14 protein-coding genes are annotated in these 14,508 nt (G+C 63.3%); 4 read left to right on the plus strand and 10 right to left on the minus strand.

What is annotated here, in order from left to right:
* Positions 1 to 83: 83 nt before the first annotated feature.
* Positions 84 to 1,190: an LLM class flavin-dependent oxidoreductase gene (locus Q0687_RS01850; RefSeq protein WP_298871427.1), complete on the plus strand. Its 1,107-nt coding sequence runs from the start codon at positions 84 to 86 to the stop codon at positions 1,188 to 1,190.
* Between the two features lie 5 nt (positions 1,191 to 1,195).
* The gene (locus Q0687_RS01855) at positions 1,196 to 2,071 is read left to right on the plus strand and encodes a polysaccharide deacetylase family protein (protein ID WP_298871430.1); all 876 of its coding nucleotides are present in this window, start codon (positions 1,196 to 1,198) and stop codon (positions 2,069 to 2,071) included.
* Between the two features lie 57 nt (positions 2,072 to 2,128).
* On the opposite strand, the gene Q0687_RS01860 is transcribed toward Q0687_RS01855, so the two are convergent.
* The 8 genes from Q0687_RS01860 to Q0687_RS01895 all read right to left on the minus strand — a co-directional run bounded on the left by Q0687_RS01860 (position 2,129) and on the right by Q0687_RS01895 (position 10,464).
* Positions 2,129 to 3,253: a mandelate racemase/muconate lactonizing enzyme family protein gene (locus Q0687_RS01860; RefSeq protein ID WP_298871432.1), complete on the minus strand. Its 1,125-nt coding sequence runs from the start codon at positions 3,251 to 3,253 to the stop codon at positions 2,129 to 2,131.
* Between the two features lie 48 nt (positions 3,254 to 3,301).
* A complete protein-coding gene (locus Q0687_RS01865) occupies positions 3,302 to 4,339 on the minus strand; it encodes a tagatose 1,6-diphosphate aldolase (RefSeq protein ID WP_298871435.1) in 1,038 nt (345 codons plus the stop codon).
* Positions 4,336 to 5,295 (minus strand): sugar kinase, encoded by a 960-nt coding sequence (locus tag Q0687_RS01870; RefSeq protein WP_298871438.1) that lies wholly within the window; start codon positions 5,293 to 5,295, stop codon positions 4,336 to 4,338. Before Q0687_RS01870 ends, Q0687_RS01865 begins: the two co-directional genes overlap by 4 nt.
* Complete coding sequence (gene ugpC / locus Q0687_RS01875; RefSeq protein WP_298871441.1) at positions 5,292 to 6,365, minus strand: sn-glycerol-3-phosphate ABC transporter ATP-binding protein UgpC; 1,074 nt, start codon at positions 6,363 to 6,365, stop codon at positions 5,292 to 5,294. The genes Q0687_RS01870 and ugpC overlap by 4 nt, the downstream gene beginning before the upstream one ends.
* Positions 6,366 to 6,371: 6 nt before the next feature.
* Positions 6,372 to 7,376, minus strand: a complete 1,005-nt coding sequence (locus Q0687_RS01880) for a zinc-binding dehydrogenase (RefSeq protein ID WP_298871443.1) — start codon at positions 7,374 to 7,376, stop codon at positions 6,372 to 6,374.
* Between the two features lie 5 nt (positions 7,377 to 7,381).
* Positions 7,382 to 8,209 (minus strand): carbohydrate ABC transporter permease, encoded by an 828-nt coding sequence (locus tag Q0687_RS01885; protein WP_298871446.1) that lies wholly within the window; start codon positions 8,207 to 8,209, stop codon positions 7,382 to 7,384.
* 4 nt (positions 8,210 to 8,213) lie between these two features.
* Positions 8,214 to 9,101, minus strand: a complete 888-nt coding sequence (locus tag Q0687_RS01890) for a sugar ABC transporter permease (RefSeq protein WP_298871449.1) — start codon at positions 9,099 to 9,101, stop codon at positions 8,214 to 8,216.
* Between the two features lie 61 nt (positions 9,102 to 9,162).
* The gene (locus tag Q0687_RS01895) at positions 9,163 to 10,464 is read right to left on the minus strand and encodes a sugar ABC transporter substrate-binding protein (RefSeq protein ID WP_298871452.1); all 1,302 of its coding nucleotides are present in this window, start codon (positions 10,462 to 10,464) and stop codon (positions 9,163 to 9,165) included.
* A 191-nt stretch (positions 10,465 to 10,655) separates the two neighbouring features.
* Between Q0687_RS01895 and Q0687_RS01900 the strand changes: the two genes are divergently transcribed.
* Both Q0687_RS01900 and Q0687_RS01905 read left to right on the plus strand, forming a co-directional pair.
* A complete protein-coding gene (locus Q0687_RS01900) occupies positions 10,656 to 11,696 on the plus strand; it encodes a LacI family DNA-binding transcriptional regulator (protein WP_298871455.1) in 1,041 nt (346 codons plus the stop codon).
* Between the two features lie 10 nt (positions 11,697 to 11,706).
* Positions 11,707 to 12,441: an SDR family oxidoreductase gene (locus Q0687_RS01905; protein WP_298871456.1), complete on the plus strand. Its 735-nt coding sequence runs from the start codon at positions 11,707 to 11,709 to the stop codon at positions 12,439 to 12,441.
* Between the two features lie 78 nt (positions 12,442 to 12,519).
* Here the strand turns inward: Q0687_RS01905 and dinB are convergent, their stop codons facing one another.
* Both dinB and Q0687_RS35785 read right to left on the minus strand, forming a co-directional pair.
* Positions 12,520 to 13,761, minus strand: a complete 1,242-nt coding sequence (dinB, locus tag Q0687_RS01910; protein ID WP_298871458.1) for a DNA polymerase IV — start codon at positions 13,759 to 13,761, stop codon at positions 12,520 to 12,522.
* 194 nt (positions 13,762 to 13,955) lie between these two features.
* On the minus strand, positions 13,956 to 14,432 hold the full coding sequence (locus Q0687_RS35785) for a LysR substrate-binding domain-containing protein (RefSeq protein WP_363323916.1): 477 nt from the start codon (positions 14,430 to 14,432) through the stop codon (positions 13,956 to 13,958).
* Positions 14,433 to 14,508: the final 76 nt, after the last annotated feature.

The following is a 14,508-nucleotide window of genomic DNA, read 5'->3' on the forward strand; positions in this document are numbered from 1 at the left end:
GTCTTTTCGACTTTCGGACTTGCCTTGAACGACCTGCCGACGCACCCTCCTACCAACCAAGAATGCGGGGAGACGCAGAGATCATGAAGCTCGGGTTCTTCACGATGCCGATCCACCCGCTGGACAAGGATTGGCGGCAATCCCTCGCGGAGGACCGGGAAGCCTTCCTACTGGCGGATGAACTCGGATTTTCGGAAGCCTATGTCGGCGAGCATGTCACCGACCGCGCCGAAAACATCACCTCCTGCATCGCCTTCATCGCCTGGCTGGCCGCTGCGACGAAGCAGATCCGGCTCGGGACCGGCACGATCAACATGCCGAACAGCCATCCGGCTGCGATCGCGGCCTCCATCGCCATGCTTGACCACATACTCGAGGGGCGGCTGATTTTCGGCATCAGCCCGGGCGGGCTGCTGTCGGACGCCGAGCTGTTCGGCAATCTCGATGCCGATCGTAACGCAATGTTTCTGGAGGCGATCAACCAGGTGCTCGCGATCTGGGACGGCAAGCCGCCTTATAATCTTGCGGGCAAATACTGGAACATCTCGACCGAGAAGACCCTCATCGAAGACATTGGCCAGGGCTTTATCGCAAAGCCGCTGCAGCGTCCGCATCCGCCGATCGTGGTGACGGCGGTCGCGCCGTTCTCCAAGGGAGTCACCGAAGCGGCCGCACGGGGCTGGGAACCGATTTCCGCAAACTTCCTGATGCCGGCGTGGGTGAAGAGCCACTGGCCAAAGTATGTCGAGGGCTGCGAACGCGCCGGCCGTCCCGCCGATCCCGCCAACTGGCGCGTTGCCAAGAGCGTGTTCGTGGCCAAGGACGCCGCGACCGCCAAGGCCTATGCCACCGATCCGAACGGGCCTTACGTATACTACTACCGCTCGCTCTTCACCAAGCTGAAGAGCAACGGCCGCATCGAGCTGTTCAAGACCCGGCGCGATCAGCCCGACGATGAAATCACGCTGGAGAGTATCTGCGAAAAGCTCATCATTCACGGCACGCCTGACAGCGTCGCCGACCAGTTGCTGGCTTTCCAGGACGATGTCGGCTCTTTCGGCACGCTGCTCTACGCCGGCAAGGACTGGCGCGACCGCGAACTCGGCCGCCGCTCCATGATTCTGATGGCGGAGCAGGTCATGCCGCGCGTCAACGCCGCCTCCGCCCGAAGCAGTGACGCTGCAGGTTGAACACGATGGCCCTCTCCGACCGCATCCCCTACGTCGCGCAGATCGACCGCCCAAGACTCAAGCTGCCAGGCGGCAAGCGGCTCGCCGTCTGGGTCATCCTCAATGTCGAGGAATGGCGGATTGAAGGTGCCATGCCGCGTACCATACTGTCGCCGCCGATGGGACAGCCACTGCTCCCCGACGTGCCGAACTGGTCGTGGCACGAATACGGCATGCGCGCAGGCTTCTGGCGCCAGTTCAAGGCGCTCACCGAGCGCAAGGTCCCGGTCACGCTCGCGATCAACGGCAATGTCTGCAACTGCTATCCCCGCGTCGCCTCCGCCGCGCTGGAGGCTGGCTTCGAGTTCATGGGCCATGGCTTCCTGCAGGGGCCGATGCACAAGCTCGACAATCAGGCCGACGCGATCAAGCGCGCGGTCGACACCATCGCCAAATTTACCGGCAAGCCGCCACGCTCGTGGGAAAGCCCGGGCCTCACGGAAACCGAGGCAACGCTGGACCTGCTCCGCCTCAACGGCATCGAATATGTCGCGGACTGGGTGATCGACGACCTGCCGCAGGAGATCGCCACGCCCCATGGCACCATCACCACCATCCCCTATTCGGTGGAGACCAACGACATTGTGATCCATGCGCTCCAGCATCTGCCGTCCGAGCAGTTCTTGAAGCGCTGCACCGACCAGTTCGACCGCCTTTATCTCGAAGGCGCCGACAATGCACGGGTGATGGCGATCTCGATCCATCCTTACATCACCGGCGTGCCGCACCGGATCAAATATCTGGAGGCGCTACTCGACCATGTCATCTGCCATGATGGCGTAGCCCTGATGACCGCAAGTGAAATCGGCGATTGGTACCGCGCCGAGGTGGCGAGGAAATAACGCTAGTCGGATTGAATCGACGAGGCCCATCAAGCGAGAGCCATTCTTCGCTCTTATCTAGATGCTGCGATAGCGTTCGATCGCGGGAAGATCGGGCGTTATTCCGAGCCCGGGGTCTTCGCCCAATGTAACGGTGCCCTCCCTCACGTTCATCACCGGGCCGCAAAACGAATCGCGCAAGGGGTTGTCATTGGCATCGACTTCCAGCCAGCCATCACCGCCGATACCGGCGAGAAGATGCGCGGACGCAAGCAGGCCGAGACCTCCGCCGAGGTAATGCGGGCAAAACGTCTTGCCCGCCCCCAGGATGTCGCGAGCCAGCCCGGCGCAGAGGCTGAGGCCGCCCCATTTCGCAATATCAGGCTGAACCACCCCGAGCACGCTTTCGGACAGAACCTCCTTGAAGGCCTCGATGCTCGAAATGTTTTCGCCGGCAGCAATCGGCATCTTCGCCAGGGCGCGCAGACCGCGCCATTCCTCGCGCGGCCGGTCGGCGCGGATCGGCTCCTCCAACCAGCGCAGATCGAATTCGGCAAGCCGCGGCAGCATCTGAAGCGCCTGCCCCATTGACCAGCCCTGATTGGCATCGGCGGCGAGCATGCCGGCGCCGACGAGTCCGCGCAGCGCGGTCAGATTGCCGAGGTCGGTATCGGCGCCGAAGCCGACCTTGAGCTTCAACGCGCGATGGCCCCGCGCGAGCGCGGCTTCGCCCGTCTGCCTCGCACCACCGGGGTTGATCCCGCTGGCATAGACCTTGATCCTGCGCGACTGCCCACCGAGAAGCCGCCACAATGGCAAGCGCTGCCGGCGCGCCGAGAGATCCCACAGGGCCAGATCGATGCCCGAAATCGCCTGTGCGAACGGACCGGGCTCGCCACATTGAAGCGCGAGCACCTCGGTGCCCTTTCTCAAGGTCTCGAAGGCGTCAGCAGGACCGTCGAATTTGCGTCCGACCAGGCCCGGCGCAAGCACTTCGTTGACGAGCCGGGCGCGATGCTCCGCGCCCGGTGCCGGAAAGTTGGACCAGGCTTCCCCCCATCCCTCCACGCCGTCCTCGTCGATCACGCGAACGAAAACGGCCGGACGGTTGAGCATCTTGCCGAATGACGTCACCACCGGCGTTACCAGTGGATAGCGATAGCAGAACGCCTCGATCGAACGGATGGTGAAGCTGTCGGTCATGTTGCAGATCCTGTGATCGGGATGAGCCCACGCTCGACTGCTGCCATCTCAGTAAGCGCGCGCGAAGTCGCCTTCCTGCTTGATATCAGTAAATACCGGAAAACGCGCCTTCCACGGCGTGCCCTTGGCCGTGGTCAGCTTGTTGAGCCGCTCCAGCACACCGAGGCCGTCCTTGCGCAGGCTCGCCGATACGGCGGCGCGATCCGGAAAATTCTTCAGCACAGCGTCGAGCCAGATCGTGCGACCGGCGAGGAATCCGCTTGCGCCAGCGGCGTAGGAATAGTCGAGCACGCGCTCGAATTTTTCGGGCGCGGCGCCGCCCGACAGCAGCACCCAGGGAATGCTCCGCTGGCGGCAGATATCGCCGATCGCCTCGAACTCCTTCTGTGCGGCTTTTGCCTCCGCGCCGCCGTCGCGGGCCGGCAGGCTGTTGGCAGCAAGCGGACTCTCAAGCTTGAGGAGATCGACGCCGTATTCGGGCTTCGCAAACTCGCGCACGCTTTCGATAACGAGACCGGGCAACTTGCCGGGCGATTCCACGTAGTCGGCGGTGTGATGGGCGCTGCCGAGGAACGGATAGACCAGCAGTTCGAGCACGTAGGGAATGTCGTGACGCGCGCAGTCCTCGCCGATCTCGCGCACGAACGTCTTCTGGTGCTCGTTCACGGCGGCATCGGCGTCCGGCCGGTACCAGGCCAGCACCTTGACGGCGTCGCCGCCCATGGCGCGGATCTTTTCCACGCTCCAATTGGTGATCGCTCGCGATTTGCGGCCGCCGGCGGTCTCCTCGACGCGATGCTCCTCCAGCGTCATGATCAGGCCGCAGCGCGGCGGCAGCAGGTCGATCGCCGCAGGCACGGCGAAATTCGGATCGAACAGCATCGAACTGCAATGCGGTGCGAGATTCTCGACGAGCAGACGCTTTGCCGCCGTGACGTCGGAATATTCGACCTGCTCCCGAGTGATGCCTTTTGCCTTTGCGATTGCATCGAACAGTGGCGGCCGCTGATCCAGCGCGACCATGCGAAAGTGGCCACCCGCGTCGGCAAGCCGTGCCAGGCCGCGGTTCTTTCCAATCGTTCTCATGGCTTCGTCCTCATGAATGCAAGACACTCGTTGATGGTGGGGATTCCGTTGCGGCCGCCGGCGTGGCGGCATTTCATCGCGGCCGTAGCCGCCGAGAACGCCATGGCAGCGCGCACGTCGAGACCGGCGCCGATCGCCAGCGCATAGGCGCCGTGGAAGACGTCGCCCGCGCCCGTAGTGTCGACGACGTCAACCGCATAGGCGGTCTGTCGACACAATTGGCCATTCTCGTACCAGCTCACACCGCCCTCACCGCGGGTCACAGCGATGACGCGGCAGCCGAAGCGCGCAAGCGCTCCGAGGGATTGGTCTTCGGCCGAGCCGGCAAAGGCTGTGAGCGCCGGCTCGGAGAAGATCGCATGATCGGTCAGCGGCAGCAGACGTTCGAACACCTCGGCATCGGCCACGTCGCCGTCGAGCACTGTCGGAATGCCGCGCGACCTAGCCCCACGGAACAGCGCCGCCGCGCCCTCGACCCAGCGCGGATCGGCCAGCACGGATGAGGCGCGCGCGACGGCGTCATGTGGAAGCCAGTCCGCGGCTTCCGGGAATAGCCCGCGGAAATTGACGATCTGCCGTTCGCCAGAACTGTCCACGACAATACCTGAAACGGAGGAGCGCCCTTCCGGAAACAGCCGAAAGTTTTCGACGTCGACACCTTCGGCGGTGAAGGCCGATTTCATCTCGTGGCCCGCAGCGTCATTCCCTGCCCGCCCCCAGAACGCGACAGAGGCGCCAAGCCTTGCCACCGCGACGCTCGCATTGGCGGCCATGCCGCCACCAAGCGTGCCGTACGCGACGGCCTTGATCTTCTCGCTTCCGCCCGCGAACGGCCGATCGACGCGCCAGACCTGGTCAAGCGCCGACAGCCCGAGACAGATCACGTGCACGGGCTTGGCTCTGGACGCGACCTCCGCCAGTGCCGAGAGATCGCCGATGTTGACCGACGCGCTCACCGCAAGACCTGTCCGTTGGCGGCATCGAACAAATGCGTCTTGCCTGGCTGCGGACGGAGGCTAAGCCGATCGCCGACCTTCGGCCGCAGCGATGGGTCGACCCGCGCGATGGCAGAGACGCCGGCGAGATCGAAGTGGATCAGCGTATCCGAGCCCAGCGGCTCGACCAGCTTGACGTTGATGGCAATGCCGTCGGCAGCATCGGTCGCGACGACAAAATGCTCAGGGCGAATGCCGAGCACCGCATTGCCGGCCTGACGCAGACGGCCTGCGGTCGCGCTATCCAGAGGCACCGCGGTCGCCCCATGTGAAAGGATCGCACGCTCGTCGCGCCATTCGACCGGGAAGAAGTTCATCGCGGGTGAACCAATGAAGCCGGCGACGAACTGGTTGGCGGGGCGTTCATAGACCGTCTCCGGCGTGTCGTATTGCTGGATGGCGCCGCTCTGGAGCACCACGATCCGGTCGGCCATGGTCATGGCCTCGATCTGGTCGTGGGTCACGAAGACCATGGTGGTCTTCAGCTCCTGCGACAATGCTTTGATCTCGGCGCGCACCTGCCCGCGCAGCTTTGCGTCGAGGTTGGACAGCGGCTCGTCGAACAGGAACGCCTTGGGATTGCGCACGATGGCGCGGCCCATGGCGACGCGCTGCCGCTGGCCACCGGAGAGCTCCTTCGGCTTGCGGTCCAGATAAGGCTCGATGTGCAGCAAGGCCGCGGCGCGCTTCACCCGAGCGTCAATCTCAGCCTTTGGCGTGCCCCGCAGTTCCAGCGCAAACGACATATTGTCGTAGACGCGCATGTGCGGATAGAGCGCATAATCCTGGAATACCATCGCAATGTCGCGCTGCGCGGCCTGAACACCATTAACCCGCTTGTCGCCGATATAGAGGTCTCCGGACGAAATCGGCTCGAGGCCGGCGATGATCCGCAGCAAGGTCGACTTGCCGCAGCCGGACGGGCCGACGAAGACGACGAACTCATGGTCCGCGATCTCCAGATTGAGATCGGGGATCACGGTGAAATTGCCGTAGCGCTTGGTGAGGTTGCGGATCGAGATCGAGGCCATGATCGCTCAGTCCAGCACCAGCACAGGCTTGATCAGCTCGCCCTTGGCGAAGCGGGCGAAATTCTCAGGGAGAGTTGCGAGCCCAAACTCGCCGTCGACGAGGACGCGGTATTCGTCCTTGTACTTGCGCAGCAGCTCGACGTTTGGCTCGAAATCCTGGAACGGGAAGTAGAAGGTCCGGATCATGTAGAAATCCTTGCGGCGGAAGACCTTGCCTTCCTCGATGGTCCAGGGCGCGGCGTTCTCGCCGATCAGCACCAGCGCGCCGCGTGGCAGCACGAGCTCGATGCCGAGATTGCGCGCCGCATGCGCCCCCGAGCATTCCATGATGAGCGCAAAGCGCTTTGACGTATCGCCGACGGGGTGAACCTTTGCGCCAAAGGATTGCGCGATCTTCAACCGCGCTGCATTGGGATCGGCGACGTAGACATCGTCATAGCCGAGCGCGCGGAGCGCCAGCACGACGCCAAGACCGACGGGCCCCGCCCCCATCACGAGAACTGGTCCGGCTTCGTTCGCCGGCACCACGCGACTGACGAAGCGCACAGCGTGACCTGACGTGCCGATGGTGTCGAGCAAAAGTGGCGCGAGGCTGTCCTCGATGTCGTCGGGTACCGGCAGCAGGCAGTTTTCCGGCACTGGCACGTATTCGGCGTAGCCGCCGGGCCTGTTCCAGCCGATCAGGCTGGAGACTTCCAGGCACATCTGCGTGTCGCCGCGCTTGCAGGCCGCGCAGTGGCCGCAGTGCAAGGGAATGTAGATCGCGCAACGCTGGCCATGCCGGCGGTGACCGGGCTGCTCGACCACGCCAAAGATCTCGTGGCCGGCGGTGAACTCGGCACCCTTGTGCCAAAGCTTGAAATCGGAGCCGCACAGCGCGGTACGCGACACGCGCACGAGCACCTCGCCGGCGCCGACGTCAGGCATCGCCACGCGCTCGATGGTGATGCGATCGTGGCCGTGGAAGACCGCAGCCTGCATGATCGAATTCGGACGGGGGGATACGTTCATCGGGTTCAGCCTTTCACCGCGCCGAGCGTCAGTCCGGACACCAGCCAGCGCTGCACGAGAGCCGCCAGCACCAGCGGGGGCAACGCGATCAATGTCGCTGCCGCCATGAGGGCGCCCCATTGCGTCGAGCCTTCGCCGATGAAGTTGAAGGCCGCCGCGATCAGCGTCTTGGTGTCACCATTGGAGAGCACCAGCGCAAACAGGAAGTAGTTCCACGAAAACACGAAGGCGAGAATCGCAGAGACGGCAACGCCGGATGCTACGAGCGGCAGCGCGATGCGCCAGAGAATGCGCGTGACACTGCACCCGTCCACCTGCGCGGCCTCAAAGACGCTGCGCGGAATGCCGTCGAAGGATGGCAACAGGACCCAGATCACGATCGGTAGCGTGATCACGGCGTGGCTGAGAATCAGCGCGGTATAGGAGCCGATCATGCCGACCTGCCGGAACATGACATACCATGGCAGCAGGAACAGGGTGCCGGGCGCCATGCGCGCCGCGAGCGTCAGGATTGCCGGCCAGGAGATGCGCGTCCAGGAGACGGCAAAAGCGGCGGGAATTCCAAACAGCAATCCCAGCGCGGTCGAACCCACCGTAACGATGAGGCTGTTGAGCGCGTAGCTCAGGAACGGCGTGGTCTTCGTCAGCTCGACATAGTTGTCCAATGTCGGCGAGAAGATCAGCGTCGGCGGATAGGCGGTGACCTCGAAAGACGGCTTGAACGAGGACAACACCATCCAGACCGTCGGCGCCATGATGAGCACGCCGGCGAGCACGAGCTGCAATGTGTTGAGCCAGCGGATCCAACGATCTGTATTGGCGGCATCGTTCATGACATCACCACGCCACGGCGCCGCGCAGGCGGTTGAAGGCAAGCACGGCACCGAACACGATCGCCGTCAGCGTCAGCATCAGGGCGCTGGCATAGCCGATGTTGAAGAACTCGAAGCCGACCCGGAACCCGTAGATGTTGAGCGTGTTCGACGCATTGCCCGGGCCACCCTGGGTCGTGATGTAGATGATGTCGAAGAAACGCAGGAGATCGACGCTGCGCAGGATCGCCGCCGTGACGATGGTCGGCAGCAGCAGCGGCAGCGTGATGCGCTGGAACGTCTTGAAAGGAGATGCGCCGTCGATCTGCGCGGCCTCATAGACGCTCGGCGGCAGCGACTGCAATCCGCCGAGCACGATCAGCGCGACGTAAGGCGTCCACTGCCAGCTGTCGATCAGCGCCACGGTCGGGATAACCAGCGACGGCGAGGCCAGCCAGTCCGACGGCGGCAGACCGAGCCACTGGAGGATGTAGTTGGCGGCGCCCAGCGAGGGATCGAGGATGACCAGCCACATCATTCCGGCCACCACCGGCGGCATCATGAAGGGCGAGATGAACAGCGAGCGCACGATGCCCGGCAAGCGCTTGGCATGAAACAGCACCAGCGCGAGCCAGATGCCGAAGACGAGCTGAAGCGTCAGCGAGAGCACGTAGAGCGCGATCGTGACCCACAGGCCGTGCCAGAACTCGGCATCGGAGATCAGCTTCGAATAATTGGCAAGACCCGCAAAGGACTGCTTGCCGGCCGAGGAAAAGGTCTGGAAGCCGAGCCAGATCGTGTAGACGACGGGAAACGCGATCATCGCGACCGTGAAGACCACGGCCGGCGCCGCAAGCGCCGCCATTTCCAGCTTCTGCCGGTCCTGCGTGAGTGTCGCAGCCGTATCAGACATGCAGTCGTGTCCTCAATCGAATGGGATGCCGGCTGGCGCGAAGCCAGCCGGCATCGGGCGGCTAGTTCAGCGAGATCAGCGCGTCGAGCGCCTTGTCGGCATCCGCGCAAGCCTGGTCGACCGGCTTCTGCTTCAGGATCAAATCCTGCACCGCCTGGCCGATGAACTCGCGCGATTGCGGATTGGCGACGATGGGATAGCCGACTTCGGATGAGCCCTTGGTGGCGAGCACGTCGAGCGCGGCCTGCCATTCCTTGCGGACCGGCTCTTCGTCGATCCACTTGCGGTATTCAGGATCCTCGGCGACCGCGGGACGCGGCGGGGCAATGCCCTGGAGCGCCATCTTCTTCTGAATCTCGGGGCTGGTCGCCCATTGCACGAAGTACCAGGCCGCATCCGGCTGCTTGCTGTGCGAGGACACCGCCATGCCCCAGCCGATCGTGGTCGGCACCTGACCGGCATCGCCCGCAGGGAACGGCAACAGGCCGGTGTCCTTCAGGCGCGCCCCGCCTTCCATCACCGTGCGCAATTCATTCGAGGATTCGAACGCCATCGCAGCGCGGCCGCTGCGATAGAGCGCGGAAATCTGCTGGAAACTATAGTTGACGACGCCGGGCGGGCCGAAGTCGCGCAGCAGGCGGCTATAGGTATCGAGCGCTTCCTTGCCCTTGGCCGAGCAGAGGTTCGATTTGCCGTTCGCGATATAGCTGCCGCCGATATTGTGCAGCATGTTGCTGAACGTGTAGGCGACCGCGGGCTTGAGGCCGCGTGAGACGAACGGCGTCACCGTGCTGTCGCAGGTCTTGATCTTCTCGGCAGCGGCCTCGACATCCTTGATGGTCTTCGGCGCCTCGAGGCCGCACTTCTTGAAGATGTCGGTGCGGTAGTAAAAGATCGGGCCCTCGATGTTCATCGGCATGCTCGTGAGCTTGCCGCCGAAGGTCGCCGCCTTCAGCAAAGCCTGGCTCAGCCCGTTCGGGTCATAGTCCTTGGCCACCTCGTTCTTGGCCATTGCCGTGAGATCGCCGTACCAGCCCGCGGCGGCGAACTGCTCGCCCTCGCGTGAGGGCAGCGTCATGAAGACGTCGACCTCATCGCTGTCGGCGTTCATGACCGTGACCAGACGCTGGCGCATCTGCTGTTCCTGATAGCTGTCGACCTTCAGGGCCATGCCGGTCAGCTTCTCGAAATCGGCCTTGTAGGTCAGCAGCGCCTGCGAGACCGGATTGTTGTTGGCAAGAAAGGTGACGGTCTTGCCCTTGAACTTCATCCAGTCGAAATCGGCTGCGCGGGACGGCGCAGTCATCACGGCGATTGCGATAACGGGCAACGCGACCTGCGTCGCGAGCGTCCTGGCCTTCATCGAACTCTCCTCCCGGCTGGCCGCCTTATGCTGGCGGACCATTTGAACAGGTTTGAACACCCCTTGAAAACGGTTACAAAATAGACCTCGCATTGGTGAAGTCAAGCGGTGGACACGACGCACATTCTGCGGCAAATTTGCTGAAATTTCGCTGCCGCGCAATTCGCATCGCAACATGTACCGTTACATTCATGAGGCTGACCACCGCCAAGTCTGTGAAACAGGGCATCCGCGCCGTGGCGGCGCGGGCCGGCGTTTCAACCGCGTCGGTCTCGCGCGCCCTCAATAACCCGAATGCCGTCAGCCCCTCCTTGCGTGCGCGCATCGAACAAGCCATCGACGCACTCGGCTACATCCCGCATGCGCCGGCGCGGATTCTCTCGTCTCGCCGCTCGCGCACGCTTGGCGCAATCGTGCCGACGATCGACAACACGATGTTCGCGCGCGGCATCGCTTCGCTTCAGCAATATCTCTCGTCGGTCGGATACATGCTGTTCCTCACGACGAGCGGCTACGACCTCGATGTCGAATTGCAGCAGGCGCGCAATCTGATCAGCCGCGGGGTCGACGGCCTCGTGCTGCGCGGTGATTGCCATCACGATGGATTGCGCAAGCTGCTATCCGACAATGCGGTGCCGTTCATCAATGTCGGCATCTACCATCCCGGCAGGCCCTACCCCTGCGTCGGCACCGATAACGAAGCCGCCGCCCATCGCGCCGCCGCGCATGTTATCGAACTCGGCCATCGCCGCATCGGAATCGTCTCGGCGCTCCAGCGCAATAATGACCGTGCCAGCGCCCGCGTCGCCGGATTTCGCCGCGCCATGGCGGAAAACGGTATTGAGCTTCCCCCGCAATGGCATGTCGAGGTGCCCTACACGCTGGACGACGCGCGTGAGGCGGCGCGCTATCTCCTCAACCTCAAGGACCGCCCGACGGCCGTGGTTTGTGGCAACGACGTCATCGCCTATGGCGTGCTGCTCGAGGCGGAGCGCGACGGCTTCTCCGTGCCCCGCGACCTTTCCGTCGTCGGCTTCGATGATCTCGACTGGAGCCGGCATTTGCGGCCGAGCCTGACCACGATCCACGTGCCGACCGGAGAAACCTGGCAGCGCGCCGGCGAATACCTGGTGCGCAGCCTGGCTGGCGAGCAGACCATCATGCATCGCGAGATCGACTTCTCGCTGGTGGTTCGCGAGTCGACGGCCCCGCCCCCGAAATCGCTGAAGTGAGACCCTTCCCATGAGTTCGAATTTTTCCCTCGCGCCCGGCTTTCACGCCGTGGTGATCGGCGGCGCCGGCGACATCGGCGCTGCGATCAGCAACCAGTTTTGCGATCTCGGCGCGACGGTCACGGCAACCGGCGCCAACGAAGCCGATCTTGCCCGTACGCTGCTCAAGCCGCGCGCCGGCCTCACGCTAGCGACGCTCGATGTCACCGACGACGCGGCCGTGACGTCCTTCGCCAGCACGCACAAACGCGTCGATGCGCTGGTCAACTGTGCCGGCATTCTCGCGCGCGACAAGGAATTCGAGATCGAGACCTTCGTGAAGGTGATCGACGTCAATCTCACCGGGACATTCCGCACCTGCATGGCGTTCCACGCACGGCTCGCGGAGACCAAGGGTTCGATCGTCAACATCGCCTCGATGAATGCGACCCTGGCGCTGCCGCGCATTCCGGCCTATTGCGCCAGCAAGGGCGGCGTCGTGATGCTGACCAAGGCGCTTGCCTTGAAATGGGCCGAGGAAGGCATCCGCGTCAACGCGGTTGCGCCGGGCTATATCCAGACCGCGATCAACGCCGCCGGCCGTACCGACCTGCCGCATTATCAGCGTATCGCCGACCGCACCGCCTTCAAGCGCTGGGGACAGCCGGAGGATATTGCCGGCGCAGTCGCCTTCCTTTGCATGCCGGCCTCGCAATACGCGACCGGCACCGTCGTTGCCGTGGATGGCGGGTTTCTCGCCGGATGAGCGACGGAGTCCGCTGCGACAGTGATGAACGAAGGAAAGCAAGCATGGTTCAGTTTGCGTAGCCTGGACTGATACCGATTACAGATCCTTTTCGGCGAGCCTGCGAAACTCATCAGGCACGGAATGAGAATTGGGCAACGCAGCGCTGCCATAGCCGATAGAATTCCATCCGAAACGATCGCGGATCTTATCGATTGCACCGTCGGCTGCCTGACGTGCCAAGCCTCTCTTGGTGCCGGGGCGGCGCGCATCACCTTCAAGCCCGAGCGGCAATTCCAGCTCCAGATCACAGTTCTCCTCGAGATGCGACACGGAGATCGCCAATAGTGAAATGATCTTCTCGTCCGGGTAATTGACAAGGATCGCGCGCACCAGCTCTTCGGCGAGCTCGGTGAGGATCAGGGTAGCGAAGATCGGCGCATCAAGCGTTACCGAGCGCGTCACCGAGCGCAGGTTGGCGAAGCGAACTCGGACCGTCACAGTTCGACCTGGTCTGGACTTCGCCCGGAGCCGGGTGGCAATGCGATCCGCGAGGTGAAGCAGAGTGGGACGAATAACCCGCTCGACCGCAGGTCTCCTGCCGATCGCGGACTGCGCCCCTGCCGACCGGGCTCGGCGGTGAGACTTGATTTCACGCGGATCGCGATTCCACGCCAGCGCTGCGCGTTTTTCGCCTGCCGCGGGGCCGAGCAACTGTTCGAGCGACCATCCCGGAGTCGTCGCGAGTTGTCCGATCGTTTGTACGCCGATCTCGGCAAGCCGCGCCATCGTGACGGGACCCACGCCCCACATCAACTCGACCGGCAGGTGGTGAAGGAACTCCAGTTCAGTGTCGGGATCGACAACCACGAGCCCGTCGGGCTTCGCCACTTGCGAAGCTATTTTCGCCAGATGCTTGGTGCGCGCGACACCTACCGAGATCGGAAGGCTCAGCTCGGCGCGCACGCGTTGGCGGATTGTCGCAGCAATTTCGGCGGGCGAGCCGAAGAGATGAGTGCAGCCAGCAACGTCTGCGAAGGCCTCGTCGATGGAAATCCGTTCAACGAGGGGTGTGAAATCGCCGATCACCTTAATGGCGGCATCACCCAGCCGTTGGTAGTCCTTGAAGTGGCCGCCGACAAAAGTGAGTTGAGGGCATAGCTCGCGCGCCTGCCGCCCCGGCATGCCGCCACGGACCCCGAACGCCTTGGCTTCGTAGGAAGCGGCAAGCACAACACCGCCACCGACGGCAATGGGCTTTCCGCGTAGCGACGGGTCGAGCAGCTGCTCAACCGATGCATAAAAGGCATCCAGGTCCGCGTGAAGGATAGTTGCCTTCATTGCCCGTCCCGACCATTGGCCCACGGTTGGTGGGGTGCCCGAATGACACCTCGACGCTTCAGAACAAAATAGGAACATTGTGTCGACGGGTCAATCGCCGTCCGAGCGCATCTGTCGATTCAAGGCTAAGAAGTTGATCCCTGCTAAGAGGATCGAACGATCAAATCCTGTCGGATGCGCCACCGCGTTGATCGTTAAGAGATTCGTCGCCGCTTCGCGCGCGCACTGCGATCACCGCGTCCTTTCCGCTCCGCTCCTCGACCGTCTAGAAACTCCACGAGCACAGCCATGAAGCTGTCTGCCGCCGGTGGAAGGGTGCGACGCCGTTTTCGAACGACGGCGATGGACCGCACGAAATGCGGGTCGTCGATGGTGCGGGCGACGAGATCAGGTTCGGCGCGGATTTCGTGGGCGGATTCAGGCAATATCGTGATGCCGAGGCCCGCGCGCACCATGCCAACGGCCGTCATCATGTAGGTCACTTCACATGCGGCTTCGACGCGACGACCTGCGGAAACGAGTGCAGCATCGACGGTCGCGCGCACGCTGGTCGCGGGGTCCATCAAAATGAGAGGAAACGCCGCCAGTTCTTCGACGCCGACGCGCTTGATACGCGCGAGCGGATGATGTGCCGGGTAAATGACATTGAGCCGATCCTCCGCACGATGAATAACTTCAAGATCGGCGTGAACTAGGGTTCAGACTCAATTGATCCAATAGGCGACAATGGCGGCGATGTGGACCGCA

The sequence above is a fragment of the uncultured Bradyrhizobium sp. genome, from assembly GCF_936928535.1.
Taxonomy (GTDB): Bacteria; Pseudomonadota; Alphaproteobacteria; order Rhizobiales; family Xanthobacteraceae; genus Bradyrhizobium.

What these genes read in the sequence shown, in the direction of transcription:
- Q0687_RS01850 (WP_298871427.1), top strand. Translation starts at nt 84, where the DNA reads ATGAAGCTCGGGTTCTTCACGATGCCGATCCACCCGCTGGACAAGGAT.
- Q0687_RS01855 (WP_298871430.1), top strand. Translation starts at nt 1,196, where the DNA reads ATGGCCCTCTCCGACCGCATCCCCTACGTCGCGCAGATCGACCGCCCA.
- Q0687_RS01860 (WP_298871432.1), bottom strand. Translation starts at nt 3,253, where the DNA reads ATGACCGACAGCTTCACCATCCGTTCGATCGAGGCGTTCTGCTATCGC.
- Q0687_RS01865 (WP_298871435.1), bottom strand. Translation starts at nt 4,339, where the DNA reads ATGAGAACGATTGGAAAGAACCGCGGCCTGGCACGGCTTGCCGACGCG.
- ugpC (WP_298871441.1), bottom strand. Translation starts at nt 6,365, where the DNA reads ATGGCCTCGATCTCGATCCGCAACCTCACCAAGCGCTACGGCAATTTC.
- Q0687_RS01880 (WP_298871443.1), bottom strand. Translation starts at nt 7,376, where the DNA reads ATGAACGTATCCCCCCGTCCGAATTCGATCATGCAGGCTGCGGTCTTC.
- Q0687_RS01885 (WP_298871446.1), bottom strand. Translation starts at nt 8,209, where the DNA reads ATGAACGATGCCGCCAATACAGATCGTTGGATCCGCTGGCTCAACACA.
- Q0687_RS01890 (WP_298871449.1), bottom strand. Translation starts at nt 9,101, where the DNA reads ATGTCTGATACGGCTGCGACACTCACGCAGGACCGGCAGAAGCTGGAA.
- Q0687_RS01895 (WP_298871452.1), bottom strand. Translation starts at nt 10,464, where the DNA reads ATGAAGGCCAGGACGCTCGCGACGCAGGTCGCGTTGCCCGTTATCGCA.
- Q0687_RS01900 (WP_298871455.1), top strand. Translation starts at nt 10,656, where the DNA reads ATGAGGCTGACCACCGCCAAGTCTGTGAAACAGGGCATCCGCGCCGTG.
- Q0687_RS01905 (WP_298871456.1), top strand. Translation starts at nt 11,707, where the DNA reads ATGAGTTCGAATTTTTCCCTCGCGCCCGGCTTTCACGCCGTGGTGATC.
- dinB (WP_298871458.1), bottom strand. Translation starts at nt 13,761, where the DNA reads ATGAAGGCAACTATCCTTCACGCGGACCTGGATGCCTTTTATGCATCG.